The sequence below is a fragment of the Nonomuraea sp. NPDC050394 genome (assembly GCF_044459065.1).
Classification (GTDB): Bacteria; Actinomycetota; Actinomycetes; order Streptosporangiales; family Streptosporangiaceae; genus Nonomuraea.
In genome coordinates this window covers 72,461-86,172 of record NZ_JBITIO010000022.1, presented here as the reverse complement: position 1 = coordinate 86,172, position 13,712 = coordinate 72,461, and the positions used below count along the sequence as shown (strand labels likewise).

Sequence of the window (13,712 nt, the reverse complement as noted above, 5' to 3'; positions counted from 1 at the left end):
CACCGCCACCACCAGGCACTATTACCCTGAGTCATTCTTCGGATGCGAAGGGTCGTGGACGATGGGGTCCGAGCCGGTCAAGCTCACCAGTGACTGGATGGCCGTGCTGCGTGCCCGCGAACACGCCCAGCCCGATGCGTACCTGGACGATCCGTGCGCGGCCGTCTTCGTCACCCCGGCCTCCGAGGCGGGCGTCGACACCGTGCGCGCCGGCGCGCTGCCGTCCGCGGTGGTGCCGCTGCGCGGGCGGCTGGGCGACCTCACGCTGCTCTCCTCCGGCGTACGGCAGGCCGTCTGCCTCGGATCCGGCACCGACGCCCGCGCCTACCGGCTGCCCGTCGAGCCCTCACTCGTCTACTACGAGGTGGACCTGCCCGGCCAGCTGGACGGCAAGACGGAACTGCTGGCCGCGGCCGGGTTCGGCGCGCGCTGCGAGGTGCGGGTGGTCGAGGCCGACCTCCGGCTCGACTGGGCACCGGCGCTGGTCGAGGCCGGGTTCTCCGTTTCCGAGCCCGCCTGCTGGATCGCCGACGGGCTCTTCTACTACCTGACCCCGGCCCAGACCCACGCGGTGCTGGACTCGGTCAGCGCGCTGGCGGCGCCGGGCTCGTGGCTGACGTTCGACGTGCCGCACGAGGCGTTCCTGCGGGACCCGGTGATGCAGCCGTTCCTGCGGGAGATGGCGCTGCGGGGCGTTCCGTTCGCGGGGGCGCTGCGCGATCCGGCGGCGTTGCTGGCACGGCACGGGTGGAGCGCTTCGGCCGCCCTGCACCGGGAGATCGCCGCGGGGGCGTGCGGGTGGCTTCCTCCGCTGCCGCAGCGGCTGCGCACCCCGGAGATGGACCTCTGGCTGGTCCGTGCGCGCCACCTCTGACCGCCTATTCGGGGCGGTCGGCCCAGATGCCGCGTACGTGCTGGATGTGGGCGCTCATGATGCTTTCTGCCGCGGCGGAGTCACCCGCGGCCAAGGCGCTGAGCAGGGCCAGGTGCTCGCGTCCCGAGTCGGGGAGCCTGCCGCGCTCGAAGAGCTGCTGCAGGCCGTACAGGCGGGCCCGGTTGCGCAGGTCGCGTACGACCTCCACCAGGTGCGCGTTGCCCGACAGCTTGAGCAGCTCCACGTGAAAGCGCAGGTCGGCGTCCACGTAGGCCAGCAGGTCGCCGCGTTCCGCCGCGGAGACGATCTTCTCCGCGAGCGGCCGCAGGCTCTCGAACTCCGCGGCCCGCGAGGCGTCCGCGAGCCGGGTCACCGTGGGCACCTCGATCAGCTGGCGGATCTCGGTGAGTTCGTCGAGGTCGCGGTCGGACAGCTCCGTGACCCGGAAGCCCTTGTTGCGGACCGCCTCGACCAGGCCCTCCTTGGCCAGGTCGAGCATGGCCTCGCGGACGGGGGTCGCCGACACCCCGAACTGGGCGGCCAGGACCGGCGCGGAGTACACCACGCCCGGCCGCATCTCGCCGGTGATCAGCGCCGCCCGGAGCGCGTGCGCGACCTGCTCGCGCAGGCTCTGCCGCTCCCCCACCATCGGCAGGTCGAGCCGGTCCTCCGCAGCCATCGCGCGCATCCCTTTCCTTACGTCCACGCCTCGTAGGCGGCCGCGGCCACCACGAGGTCCTGCCAGGCCATCCCTGTGCTCTTGAACAGTCTGGGCTCTGGGCCTGCGGTGATGCGGCCGTTGATCAGCTCGGCGAGGTTTCCGGCGAGGTGACCAGTCGTGATCGTACCGTGGCGGATCGGGACGATCACATCTCCCGCCTCGACCAGCGCGCTCGCCCGGGACTCGACGACCACGCACGAGCGGGCGACGAGGTCGTCGTCGACCTCGCGGGCGCCGGGTTCGTGGGAGCCGACGGCGATGACGGCGGCGCCGTCGCGGGCGAGCTTACCGGCGAAGAGCGGCTCGCGGGCGGTGGTGCAGCAGGCGATGAGGTCGGCCCCGGCCACGGCGGCGTCGACGGCCGCGCGCGTGCCGGGATCGTCGCCGCGAAGGGCCCGGGCGGTCAGGCCGAGTGACCGGCAGCGCTCGGCCATGGCCTCGGCCCGCCCTCCGTGCCGGGCGACGACGGTGACGCGCTCCAGCGGGCGTACGGCGCGCAAGGCCAGGACGTGACCCCAAGCCTGCGGGCCGGAGCCGAAGACCACCAGCGTGCGGGCGTCGGCGGCGGCCAGGTGGGTGGCGGCCAGCGCGGAGACGGCCGGGGTGCGCAGGCTGGTCAGCGCGATGCCGTCCATGACCGCGAGCGGGCTCAGGGTGCCGCCGTCGAACAGCAGGTAGGCGCCCTGGACGCGGGGCAGGTCGCGCTCGGGTCCGTCGGGCGCGATCGTGACCGCCTTGACTCCGGCGTAGGCGCGGGTGGCGGCGGGCATCAGCAACATCTGGCCACCGGGCAGGTCCACGACCGGCCGCCGCGGGGTGTCCTCGGGATCCAGCCCGTCGCGCAGCGCCACCTCCAGCAGGTGTACGGCCCGCGTCACCGGAACCAGGCGGCCGAGGGCCTCCGCGTCGATATAGGGCAGCGCGTTCATGGGGCCAAGCATCCAGGCCACCGGCCGGAGAAGGGAAGGGGGCCGCGCGGACGAGTCGCCCTCCTCCCCGCGACCGAGAAGGAAGGGGCCACGGTCCCGAAGCGCCAGGGCCCCGTTCCCGATCACCATGAAGGCGTGTCAGGCTCCCCGTCCTCCCCGCAGGCCCCGGTCGCCCCGAAGCAGCGCATCGCCGCGCTCGACGCGCTGCGCGGGTTCGCCCTGTGCGGAATCATCTTCGTGAACATCCCCCAGACCATGGAGATGTTCGCCTACGCCGGGCAACTGCCCGGCCCGCTGCGCCTGTTCTTTCTCGGGCGCTTCTATCCCCTCTTCTACCTGTTGTTCGGCATCGGCTTCGGGATCTTCCTTCGCTCGGCCGCCCGGCGCACGGGACGGCCGAGGCCGCTGCTGCTGAGGCGGTTCGCGGCGCTGGCCGCGCTGGGCGCCGTCCTGCACCTGCTGCAGCCGGGCGAGGTTCTGCTGCCGTTCGCCGTCACCGGCGTCCTGGTGCTTCTCCCCCTGAGCTACCTGCCGCGCCGGGCACTGCCCGCCGTGGCCGTCGCGCTGACGGTGGCGGGCGTCCTGGCCGGGGTGGGCGGTTTGGGGCTGCTGCCCGGGTTGTTCGCGCTCGGGTACACGCTGGCCGAACTGCGGGTGCCGGAGACGCTCGGCGAGCGTCCCCGGCATCTGGCCGCGCTGGGCGCCGTCTCGCTGGCGGTCTGCGGGCTGACGTACTGGCTCATCACCCTGCCGCTGCCCGACGTGGCGCAGATCCGGCTCGGCACGACGCTGTCGCTGGCCACCGCGGGCTGCTACGTCGCGCTCTTCCTGCTGCTTCTGCGCACCCCGGCGGGGGCGGCGCTGTCGTGGGCGCTGGCGCCGATGGGCAGGATGGCGCTGACCAACTACTTCGGCGCCGCCCTGCTGTTCGTCCCGATCGGCGCGGCGCTCGGCCTGCGCGGCTCCAAGGAGTGGGCGCTCGCGGCGGCGCTGGGCGCAGCGATCCTGCTCCTTCAGGCCGTGGTGAGTAACCTGTGGTTGCGAAGGTACGGCTACGGCCCGCTGGAGTGGGCCTGGCGGTGCGTGACGTACTGGCGGCGGCTGCCCATGGGCGGTCGCGCCGACGCCGGAGGAGCTCGCGGGGCGGCATGAGCGTGTGGAGCGAAGGGCCGGCGCGACTCGGCGTCCGCACCGCCGCCGGGCGTGACGCGCTGGCCGCCGCTCTGCTCATCCTCGCCAGTACGGCCCGCCTGCTGCCGGCCGTCCACCAGGGCACGCTGAGCGCGCTCGCCCCCGGCGTCATCGCCGCCGGCTTCTCCCTGGCCGCCGCGGACCTGGCCACCATCGCCCTGCGGCGGCGCCGTCCCGTTCTGGCTCTGGCGGCGGCCAGTGTGATCCCGCTGGCGGCCATGCTGTTGCCCGCCCGTCCCGCCCTGATCGGCGTGGGCGCCGTGGTGTGCTCCTACACCGTGGCCTGCCGCCTGCCCCAGGTGCGGGCGACGGTCGCGATCCTGGCCTGCGGGGCCGTCCATGCCGCCGGAGGGCTGCTCGGGACGCTGGCGGGCGGCGGGCACGGCGGGCTGCTCACCTTCTGGGGCGTGCCGCCCGGCGATCCGGCCGGGATGGCGGCCGCCGTCGCCGCCGCCTATCTGCTTCCCGCCACGGCGGGCTTCGCCGTACAGGCCAGGCGGGCGGGTGTGGCCAGGGCGGCGGCGGGCATCGCGCGCGAGCGGGAGGAACGCGCCAGGACCGCGGTCGCCGAGGAGCGGGCCAGGATAGCCAGGGAACTGCACGACATCGCCGCGCACGACCTGTCGGCGATCGTCGTGCAGGCCGGTGCCGCCGACCGGCTGCTCGACCGCGACCCGGCGGCCGCGCGGGCCACGTTACGGGCGATCAGGTCCCAGGGCCGCGACACACTGGCCGCGCTGCGCGCGCTGGTGGGGCTCATGCGCGACAGCGAGCCGGATGGGGCCGACGGCCGCGCCCCCGCGCTGACCGGCGTGGAGGAGACCGTCCGCCGGTTCCGGACGACCGGCATGGACGTCGAGGTCAGCGCCTCGGGCGAGCCGCGACCGCTGCCCGTCACCACCGGGCTGGCGGTCTCCCGCCTGGTCCGCGAGGCGCTGACCAACGTCCGCAGGCACGCGCCCGGCGCCAAGGTCAGCGTCACGACCACCTTCGGCGAGGCCGGGTTCGCGGTGGCGGTGCGCAACGCCAGGCCCGCCCGCGCCGCCCGGCCGACCGGCCCCGACGGCGGCTACGGCCTGCTCGGCATGCGCGAACGCGTCACCCACGCCGGCGGCGCGCTCACCGCCGGCCCCGAACCCGACGGCGGCTGGCTGGTCAGCGCCTCCTTCCCCCTGGAGCGTCCATGACGTTCACGATCCTGATCGCCGACGACCAGGCCGTGGTCCGGGCCGGATTCCGCACGATCCTGGAGTCGGAGCCCGACCTCGAGATCGTCGGCGAGGCGGCCGACGGGCAGGAGGCGGTACGGCTCGCCCGCCGCCTGCGGCCCGACCTGGTCATCATGGACGTCCGCATGCCCGTCCTCGACGGCATCGCCGCGACCGGGCAACTGGCCGGCGCGGGGGTCGCCGACCCGCTCGCCGTGCTGGTCGTGACCACGTTCGACCTCGACGAGTACGTCTTCTCCGCGCTGCGCGGCGGCGCGCGGGGCTTCCTGCTGAAGGACGTCGAACCCGACGAGCTGGTGGCGGCCGTGCGGGTGGTGGCCGGAGGTCAGGGCCTGGTCGCGCCCGGCGTCACGCGCCGCCTCGTCGCCGAGTTCGCCCGCACCTCGAAGCCGCCGCGGGTCCTGGAGCCCCTGCCCGCGCTGACCGGCCGGGAGCACGACACACTCGTCCTCCTGGCCCGCGGGCTGTCCAACGGGGAGATCGCCCAGACCTTGGCCGTCAGCGTCTCGACGGTCAAGACGCACGTGGCCAACCTCCTGGCCAAGATCGGCTGCCGGGACCGCGTCCAGGCGATCATCTACGCGTACGAGCACGGCGTCATCGAACCAGGCGGCCCTTGGCCCGGCACGCCCGGCAGCCCGTGATCCGGCCGGCCGGACGTTGAGCCCGGGGAGCCGGGCCGCCGTGGATACTTGGGCGCCCATGAGCGTGGCGGGCGGTTTCCGGGCGGTCCGGGGCAGTTCGTGAGCCGGGCGGAGTGTGGGCTGGGCGGAAGGTGGGCCGGGTGGAAGGCGAGCCGGGCGGAGGGCGAGCCGGGTGGAAGGCGAGCCGGGTGGAAGGCGAGCCGGGCGGAGGGTGGGCCGGGCGACCCGGCCAGCGTGTGAGCCGGGCGGCCCGGGGGTGTCGGTCGGGCTTTCGTGAGCGGGGTGGGTCAGCGGAGGACGAAGCCCGTGCCGAGGGGGTCGGCGGGGTCGAGGTCGAAGGTGTGGCGGCCGGTGCGGTAGGCCATGCCGTCGATCTCCGGCACGATCCCCTCGGCCGTCCGCCCGGCCACCCGGGCGGTGAAGCGGGTGCCGATCACGCTGTCGTGGGTCAGCGTGACGGCGTCGCCGTGGTCGGCGGCCAGCAGGGCCATGCGGGCGGCGGTGCCGGAGCCGCACGGCGAGCGGTCCACCTCGCCGTCGGCGAAGACGGTGACGTTGCGCTGGTGCAGGGCGGTTCCGTCGGCGGACAGCTCGTCGTGGAAGATGACGCCGTAGATCCCGGACAGCCGCTCGTCCCCGGGGTGGCGGGCGGCGGGGTGGTGCTCCAGCGCGGCCTTGACGCGGCGGCCGTGGGCGATGAGGGCGGGCAGGTGCTCCCGCTCCACGGACAGGCCCGCGGCGGAGGCGGGCAGGCTGGCGTAGATGGCGCCGCCGTAGGAGAGGTCGAGGCTGACGCCGGCGACCTCGACCCCGCGGGCGATCACCCACGACGGCACGCTGCGGAAGGTGACGCCGGTGATCCGGCCCCCGGCGCGGGCCACGCGGGCCGTCACGCGCCCCGACGGGACGTCGACGACCACGTCGGTGACACCGTCCGGGCCGGCGGCGACCAGTCCCTCCTGCACAGCGTGTACGGCCAGCGCGATCGTGCCATGACCACACGCGGTGGAATAGCCGTCCTTGTGCCAGAACAGCACCCCCAGATGAGCCCCGGCGTCATCAGGAGGCACCAGGAAACATCCGTACATGTCGGCATGGCCCCGCGGCTCGTGGCACAACAGCCGCCGCACGTGATCGACCCCCTCGGTGGCCGACCGGCGTTCGAGCACCGTGGCACCGGGAATGTCCGGCACCCCACCGGTCACGATCCTGAACGGTTCGCCACCGGTGTGGTAGTCGACCGTCGTGATCACAGCTCGAACCCTTCGGGGAAGGGGTCGCGGGGATCGAGGAAGTACTGGGCGGTCCCGGTGATCCAGGCCCGTCCGGTGATGGACGGCACGACCGCGGGCCGCCCGCCCACGGTGGTCTCCTCCAGCAGCCGCCCGATGAAGCGGGTGCCGATGAACGACTCGTTGACGAAGTCCGCGCCGATCGCCAGCTCGCCCCGGGCGTGCAGCTGGGCCATCCGGGCGCTGGTGCCGGTGCCGCAGGGCGAGCGGTCGAACCAGCCCGGGAAGATCGCCATCGCGTGCCGGGAGTGCTGGGCGGTGGAGCCGGGGGCGGCGAAGTAGACGTGGTGACAGCCGCGGATGCGCGGGTCCTCGGGGTGGACCGGCTCGTCGGTGGCGTTGATCGCGTCCATGGTGGCCAGCCCGGCGGCGATGATCTCGTTCTTGGCCGCCCGGTCGAACGGCAGCTTGTAGGAGTCGAGGCCGACGATGGCGTAGAAGTTGCCGCCATAGGCCAGGTCATAGCGGATCCGCCCGAACCCGGGCACCTCGACCTCGGCGTCCAGCCGGTCGCCGAAGGCGGCGACGTTGCGGAGCGTGACCGACTCGGCGACGCCGTCCCTGACCGCGACGTCGACGGTGACCAGCCCGGCGGGAACCTCCAGCCGGATCGTGGTCACCGGCTCGCTCACCTCGACCATGCCGGTCTCGACCAGCACGGTCGCCACCCCGATCGTGCCGTGCCCGCACATCGGCAGCAGCCCGGACACCTCGATGAACAGCACGCCCCAGTCGGCGTCCGGCCGGGTGGGCGGCTGCAGGATCGCCCCGCTCATGGCCGAATGGCCGCGGGGCTCGCGCATGAGCAGGTTGCGCAGGTGGTCGAGGTGGTCACGGAAGTACACCCGGCGCTCGGCCATGGTGGCCCCCGGGATCACCCCGACGCCGCCGGTGACCACCCGGGTGGGCATGCCCTCGGTGTGGGAGTCGACCGCGTGGAAGACCCGGTTGGTTCTCATACAGCTCCTCTGGGGGGTGCCTGGGCCACTTGGCCGGTGTGACGGACCTCGTCACGGCGGGAGGGGGCACGGCCGCCGGCCGTCCCCCTGGAGTGCCGCCCGCCCCGAGACCGGGGTGGGGGTCACACGGCTTGCCGTACGGGAAAGCCTCGCTCTGAGAGAAGGCCCCTCCGTCAAGAGCAACACTAGGAGCTCTCCAGCAGAAGGCCTTCCGTCAAGAGCAACGCTGGGAGCTCGCTCCCAGAGAATGCCCTCCGTGAAGAGCAACGCTGGGAGAGAGTTATGCGATCCCCTCGGCGAGGGCCTTCTCGGTGGCGGCGCGGACGGCGGCGGACTGGTCCTCCGTCAGCGGCACGCGCGGCTGGCGGCAGGGGCCGCCGCGCCGGCCCGCCACGTCCATGGAGAGCTTGATGGCCTGCACGAACTCGATCTTGGAGTCCCAGCGCAGCAGCGGGTGCAGCGTGCGGTACAGGGGCAGCGCCGTGTCCAGGTCGCGGGCGAGCGCGGCGCGGTACAGGGCGACGTTGGCGGCGGGCAGCGCGTTGGGGAAGCCCGCGATCCAGCCCACGGCCCCGGCGATGCCCAGCTCCAGCAGCACGTCGTCGGAGCCGACCAGCAGGTCGAGTCCGGGGGCGAGCTCGGCCAGCTCGTAGGCGCGGCGCACGTCCCCGGTGAACTCCTTGACCGCCACGATCAGCCCCTCGGCGTGCAGCTTGGCCAGCAGCGCCGGGGTCAGGTCGACCTTGGTGTCATAGGGGTTGTTGTAGGCCACGACGGGCACGCCCGCCTCGGCCACCTGGCGGTAGTGCTCCAGCACGGCGCGCTCGTCGGCGCGGTAGGTGTTGGGCGGCAGCGCGAGCACCGAGCCGCAGCCGATCTCGCGGGCGTGCTCCGCCCACCGGCGCGACTCGGCCGCGCCGTAGGCGCCGACGCCGGCCATGACGCGCTCGCCGCCGATCGCGGCGACGGCGGTCTCGGCGACCTTGGCTCGCTCTTCCGGCGTGAGCGTCTGGTACTCGCCCAGCGAGCCGTTGGGCACGACGCCGTCGCAGCCGTTCTCGACCAGCCAGCGGCAGTGCGCGGCGTAGCCGTCGTCGTCCACGGACAGGTCGTCGTGCAGGGGAAGCGCGGTGGCCACCATGACGCCGTGCCAGGGTTTGGTGCGTTTAGTCATCAATATTCCTTCTGTGGGGGCTCCGCTAGTGCACCTAGGGAGATCGGCTGGGCGATGGGGCGGCGTGGGGGCTGCTGGGGTTCCCCGGCCAGGCAGGCGAGCGCGTAGCCGCACATGCGGCCCTGGCACCAGCCCATACCCGGCCTGGCCAGCAGCTTGATCGAACGGGCGTCGGTGGCGCCGAGCTCCTGTGCCTCGCGCACGCGAGACAGCGGCACCTCCTCACACCGGCAGACGGGCGTGTCCCGGGTGAGCCACGACTGCCAGCCCGGCCTCACCGGGTAGGCACTCAGCAGCGCCGCGGCGAAGGCCCGAAGCCGGGCGCGCCTGCGCAGCAGCAGGCCGGGCACCTCACCGGAGGGCCCACCGGCGAGCGCGAGGCCGGCGACGCGGCCCTCGATCTCCGACAGCTCCCGGCCGCCGACACCGGTGGGCTCACCGGCCGCCCACACCCCGGGAACGCTGGTGCGCTGGCGCGCGTCCACATCCACGACCGGCGTGCCGTCGGCGTCGTGACGGGTCAGGCAGCCGAGCTGGACGGCCAGCTCGATCTGCGGCACGAACCCGTAGCCGACGGCCAGCGCGTCGCACTCCAGTTCCTCGGTGCCCAGAACGTTCCAGTCGCGATCCAGCCTGGCCACCGTGACCGCGCGCAGCTCGTGCTCGCCGTGCGCGGCGATCACCGCGTGGTTCCTCCGGTACGGCACGCGGCGCGCGGCCAGCGCCCACGCGTACCCGGCGGCCTCGCCCGCCTTGCCGAGTGCCATGACCGGATGCCGGGCCAGCCCCAGCCCGCCCGAGGCCTCGAACACCCCGGCCACCTCCGCGCCCGCCCCGGCCAGCCCGGCGGCCACCGGCAGCAGGAACGGCCCGGTCCCGGCCACGGCGATCCGCCGCCCGGCCAGGACGCGCTCGCCCTTGAGCAGCGCCTGCGCGCCGCCGGCGGTGAGCACGCCGGGCAGGTCCCAGCCGGGGAAGGGCAGGGGCCGGTCGTGGGCGCCGGTGGCGATGAGCAGGCGCCGCGCCCGAACCTGCGTACGGGCGGTGCCGTGGGCGTGCACGGTGAACCCGTCGTCCTCGCGGCTGACGGCCCAGACCTGGTGCTTGAGCAGGACCTCGGCCCGTTGGCGCAGGGCGTGGGACTGGCGGGCGAAGCGGGGTTCGGGTTCGGCGCCGTGGGCGTGGCGGAAGTACTGGCCGCCCAGGCGCGGGCCACCGTCCAGCAGCACGACGCGCAGCCCGGCGAGCGCGGCGGTCAGCGCGCCCGCGACCCCGGCGGGCCCGCCGCCGATGACGGCCAGGTCGTGGGTCATGAGGTGCTCACCTCGTCACCGGGCCGGGCCTCCAGCTGGCAGGCGCGCTCGGCCGGGCGGCCGTTGACCTCGACGAGGCAGTCGAAGCAGACCCCGATGCCGCAGAACAGGCCGCGCGGCCGGCCGCCGAACCGGGTACTGCGCCAGGAACGCACCCCGGCGGCGTGCAGCGCCGCGCCGATCGTCTGCCCCGGTTCGGCGGGCACGGCGCGGCCGTCGACGGAGATGTCGAACCGCTCCATCAGCCGGTCTCCTCTCGGGTGAAGCGGTCGGGGCGGAACGGGCGGAGGTCCTGGCCGGGCCGCTGCCCGGTCAGAAGCTGGGCCAGCAGGTAGCCGGTGGCGGGGGCCAGGCCGATGCCTGCCCCCTCGTGACCGCAGGCGTGGTAGAGGCCGGGCGCCCGGGGATCCTCGCCGATGACGGGCAGATGGTCGGGACAGTACGGGCGGAAGCCGCAGTAGGAGCGGATCGCCCGCACCTCGCGCAGGGCGGGGAACAGCGCGACGGCCTGCGCGGCCAGCCTGGACAGCACCGGCACCGAGGTGGTCCGGTCGAAGCCGACCCGTTCCCTGCTGGCCCCGATGAGCACGGGTCCGGCGGGGGTTCCCTCGACCACGGCGGAGGTCTCCAGCCCTTCCGCGTCGCTGGCGACGTTGGTGACGTACGCGGCGGTGTAGACCTTGTGCCGGATCAGCGGTTCGCGCAGCGGTTCCGTCACCAGGATGAAGCCGCGCCTGGGCAGCACCGGAAGGTGGAGGCCGGCCAGCGCGGCGACCTCGCCGCCCCAGGTGCCGGCGGCGTTGACGACGGCGCCGCCGAGAATGTCCCCGTGGGAGGTACGCACGCCGTTCACCCTCTCCCCGTCACGCAGGAAGCCGGTGACGGTGACGCCGGTGCGCAGGTGGAGGGCGCCATGGCCGTAGGAGTCCGCGCCGAGCCCGATCAGGCGGGCGGCGGCGAGCATGGGCTGGACCTGCGCGTCCTGGGGGTAGTGGACGCCGCCGGCCAGCCCCGGCGCCAGGTGCGGCTCGTAGCCGCCCAGCGCCTCGCCGGGTACCGCCGTGTGCTCCACGCCCTGCTTGGCGGCCAGTTCGGTGAGCTGCCGCAGGACGTCGGCGGTCTCGGCGACGACGAGCCCGCCCTTGGCCTCGAACTCGAACCCGCCGTGACCGGCCAGTTCGCGCCAGAGGCGGTTGGACAGAAGGGCGAGGTCGAGCTCGGGGCCCGGCTCCTTGTCGGAGACGAGCACGTTGCCCTCGCCGGATCCCGTGGTGCCGCTCGCCACGGGGCCGCGGTCGACGACGGTCACGTCCAGCCCGGCGCGCGCCGCGTAGTAGGCGCAGGCGGCGCCGACCACTCCGGCGCCGATGACGATGACGTCCGACATCGGCCTCCCTTCAGTAATATGTCACACTACACTGAACTTCGCTCGGTCGGCCAGAGGCCATCGCGGTGGAAGGACCGGCACATACGGCCCCTACCATCGATGACGTGAAGCTACCCACGGACCACCCGAACCCGATCATCAGGAGTCTCTTCTTCTGGGCGCCCAGCCAGGCCTCGATCCGCTATTGGGCGCTGGCGTCGGTCGTGGTCAACGCGGGCATCACGGTCACCGGCGCCACGGTCCGGGTGACGGAGTCCGGGCTGGGCTGCCCGACCTGGCCCCAGTGCACCAGCGACAGCTACCTCCCGGTCCTGCACCCCGAGATCTCGCCGCTGCACATGGCGGTCGAGTTCGGCAACCGCCTGCTCACGTTCCTGGTGCTGGCGGTCGGCTTCGCCTGCGTGATCGCCGCGCTGCGCCTGGCGCCGCGCCGTCCCGACCTGGTACGCCTGGCCTGGCTGCAGCCGGTCGGCATCGTCGTGCAGGCGCTCTGGGGCGGGCTGGTGGTCAGGAGCGCACTGCACCCGGCCACGGTCGGCACGCACTACCTGATCTCCGTGGGCCTGATGGCCGCCTGCTGGTTGTTCTACGTGCGGACGGGCGAGCGCGAGGGAGTGATCAGGCGCACCGTGCACCGTGACATCAGGCGGCTGGCGCAGGTCCTGGTCGCGGCGACGTTCGCGCTGCTGATGGCGGGCGTGCTGGTCACCGGCACCGGCCCCCACTCCGGCGACGAGCTGGCCTCGCGCTTCGACTTCGACATCGAGACCGTGGCCAGGATCCACGCCGACCTCGCCTACCTCGTCGTCGGCCTGACCTTCGCGCTGCTGATCGCCCTGCACGTGAGCGACGCGCCACGGGCCGCCCGCCGGGCAGCGCTGGCCCTGCTGGGCATCGAACTGCTGCAGGGCGTCATCGGCTACACGCAGTACTTCCTGGGCGTGCCCGCCTTCCTCGTGGGCCTGCACGTGCTCGGCTCGACCCTGGTGTGGATCTTCGCGCTGCGTGCGGCGACCGCCACGCGCGTCCGTGAGCCGGTGGGGGCGCTCCCCTCCCCCGACCGGGAGCCCGCCACCGCCTGACCGGTTATGGCACGATAGGTCCGCCCCTCCCCCACCGGCGGAAGGCCACCCTTGTCGGGAAATAAACGGAAGCTCCTGAGATGGGGCTACCAGACGCTCGTCCTGGCCAGCGTGCTCGCGCTGGCCCCCATGACCTGGGCCTGGCTCGGCAGCTCGCCGCACCGCGCCACCGCCGGCACCGAGGGCTGGCTCGCGCGGGTCCCGGACGCGCAGGCCGCCCTCGTGCTCGGCGCCGGCCTGTACGGCGGGCAGCCCTCCCCCATGCTCGCCCGCCGCCTGGACATCGCCGCCGAGCTGTACCGGGCCGGCAAGGTGAAGGCGCTGCTCCTGTCCGGCGACAACAGCCGCCGGGAATACGACGAGCCCACCGCCATGCGCGACTACCTGACCCACAAGGGCGTGCCTCCGGGAGCGATGGTCCTGGACTACGCCGGGTTCGACACCTGGGACTCCTGCGTACGGGCCCGCAAGGTCTTCGGCGCCCGGCGCCTGACCGTGGTCACCCAGGTCTTCCACATCCCCCGCGCCGTCACGCTCTGCCGTACGGCCGGCCTGGAAACCCACGGGGTGGGCGACGACTCGACCAAGCAGTGGGCGGCGGCGACCTACGTCTACGCGACCAGGGAACTCCTGGCCACGGCAAAGGGCTTCGCCGACGCCGTCCTCCTGCGCTCCGAGCCCGTCTTCCCGGGCCCGAGGGAAACCACCCTGGACCACATCCTGGCCCACCCCCGCCCTTAGGGCCCGCAAGAGCGGCCACGACCACACCCATCGAGCCCGCCCAAGGCGAAGGGCCACGAAATGCCGCCGGGCGCGATCGGCCCAAGAGCGGCTCCGGTCAAGGAGCGGCTCGGCCGGCCAAGCGGCCCTAACCGGTCAAGTAGGGGCTTGGCCGGACGAGTAGCGGCTTGGCCGGC

The 13,712-nt window shown here is 73.8% G+C and carries 14 protein-coding genes; 6 read left to right on the top strand and 8 right to left on the bottom strand.

Annotation, left to right across the window (positions count from 1 at the left end; all coding sequences use genetic code 11):
- The first annotated feature begins 61 nt into the window (after positions 1-61).
- Positions 62-874 (top strand): class I SAM-dependent methyltransferase, encoded by an 813-nt coding sequence (locus tag ACIBKY_RS49400; RefSeq protein WP_397108633.1) that lies wholly within the window; start codon positions 62-64, stop codon positions 872-874.
- A 4-nt stretch (positions 875-878) separates the two neighbouring features.
- Here the strand turns inward: ACIBKY_RS49400 and ACIBKY_RS49395 are convergent, their stop codons facing one another.
- Both ACIBKY_RS49395 and ACIBKY_RS49390 read right to left on the bottom strand, forming a co-directional pair.
- On the bottom strand, positions 879-1,562 hold the full coding sequence (locus ACIBKY_RS49395; protein WP_397108631.1) for a GntR family transcriptional regulator: 684 nt from the start codon (positions 1,560-1,562) through the stop codon (positions 879-881).
- An 8-nt stretch (positions 1,563-1,570) separates the two neighbouring features.
- Positions 1,571-2,524, bottom strand: a complete 954-nt coding sequence (locus ACIBKY_RS49390) for an ornithine cyclodeaminase family protein (protein ID WP_397108629.1) — start codon at positions 2,522-2,524, stop codon at positions 1,571-1,573.
- A 135-nt stretch (positions 2,525-2,659) separates the two neighbouring features.
- Between ACIBKY_RS49390 and ACIBKY_RS49385 the strand changes: the two genes are divergently transcribed.
- Genes ACIBKY_RS49385 through ACIBKY_RS49375 form a run of 3 tightly spaced genes read left to right on the top strand, consistent with a single transcriptional unit; the run spans position 2,660 to position 5,588 of the window.
- Positions 2,660-3,676: a DUF418 domain-containing protein gene (locus ACIBKY_RS49385; protein ID WP_397108627.1), complete on the top strand. Its 1,017-nt coding sequence runs from the start codon at positions 2,660-2,662 to the stop codon at positions 3,674-3,676.
- Complete coding sequence (locus ACIBKY_RS49380; protein WP_397108625.1) at positions 3,673-4,902, top strand: sensor histidine kinase; 1,230 nt, start codon at positions 3,673-3,675, stop codon at positions 4,900-4,902. The genes ACIBKY_RS49385 and ACIBKY_RS49380 overlap by 4 nt, the downstream gene beginning before the upstream one ends.
- Entirely contained in the window at positions 4,899-5,588 is a 690-nt protein-coding gene (locus ACIBKY_RS49375) for a response regulator (protein WP_397108623.1), read from the top strand. Before ACIBKY_RS49380 ends, ACIBKY_RS49375 begins: the two co-directional genes overlap by 4 nt.
- Before the next feature lie 287 nt (positions 5,589-5,875).
- Here ACIBKY_RS49375 and ACIBKY_RS49370 read toward each other — a convergent pair whose 3' ends face one another.
- From ACIBKY_RS49370 to ACIBKY_RS49345, 6 genes are all read right to left on the bottom strand, one after another.
- Entirely contained in the window at positions 5,876-6,841 is a 966-nt protein-coding gene (locus tag ACIBKY_RS49370; RefSeq protein ID WP_397108621.1) for a proline racemase family protein, read from the bottom strand.
- Positions 6,838-7,839, bottom strand: coding sequence for a proline racemase family protein (locus ACIBKY_RS49365; protein ID WP_397108619.1), 1,002 nt, complete (start codon positions 7,837-7,839; stop codon positions 6,838-6,840). The genes ACIBKY_RS49370 and ACIBKY_RS49365 overlap by 4 nt, the downstream gene beginning before the upstream one ends.
- Positions 7,840-8,119: 280 nt before the next feature.
- Positions 8,120-9,013: a dihydrodipicolinate synthase family protein gene (locus ACIBKY_RS49360; protein ID WP_397108617.1), complete on the bottom strand. Its 894-nt coding sequence runs from the start codon at positions 9,011-9,013 to the stop codon at positions 8,120-8,122.
- Positions 9,013-10,326 carry an NAD(P)/FAD-dependent oxidoreductase gene (locus ACIBKY_RS49355; protein ID WP_397108615.1) on the bottom strand — a complete coding sequence of 438 codons (1,314 nt, stop codon included), beginning with the start codon at positions 10,324-10,326 and terminating at the stop codon, positions 9,013-9,015. Before ACIBKY_RS49355 ends, ACIBKY_RS49360 begins: the two co-directional genes overlap by 1 nt.
- The gene (locus ACIBKY_RS49350; protein ID WP_184974140.1) at positions 10,323-10,568 is read right to left on the bottom strand and encodes a (2Fe-2S)-binding protein; all 246 of its coding nucleotides are present in this window, start codon (positions 10,566-10,568) and stop codon (positions 10,323-10,325) included. The genes ACIBKY_RS49355 and ACIBKY_RS49350 overlap by 4 nt, the downstream gene beginning before the upstream one ends.
- The gene (locus tag ACIBKY_RS49345) at positions 10,568-11,713 is read right to left on the bottom strand and encodes an NAD(P)/FAD-dependent oxidoreductase (RefSeq protein ID WP_397108613.1); all 1,146 of its coding nucleotides are present in this window, start codon (positions 11,711-11,713) and stop codon (positions 10,568-10,570) included. The genes ACIBKY_RS49350 and ACIBKY_RS49345 overlap by 1 nt, the downstream gene beginning before the upstream one ends.
- A 104-nt stretch (positions 11,714-11,817) precedes the next feature.
- Between ACIBKY_RS49345 and ACIBKY_RS49340 the strand changes: the two genes are divergently transcribed.
- Together ACIBKY_RS49340 and ACIBKY_RS49335 are read left to right on the top strand one after the other, a co-directional pair.
- Positions 11,818-12,795, top strand: coding sequence for a heme A synthase (locus ACIBKY_RS49340; RefSeq protein WP_397108611.1), 978 nt, complete (start codon positions 11,818-11,820; stop codon positions 12,793-12,795).
- A 51-nt stretch (positions 12,796-12,846) separates the two neighbouring features.
- On the top strand, positions 12,847-13,536 hold the full coding sequence (locus ACIBKY_RS49335; RefSeq protein ID WP_397108609.1) for a vancomycin high temperature exclusion protein: 690 nt from the start codon (positions 12,847-12,849) through the stop codon (positions 13,534-13,536).
- Positions 13,537-13,712 lie beyond the last annotated feature (176 nt).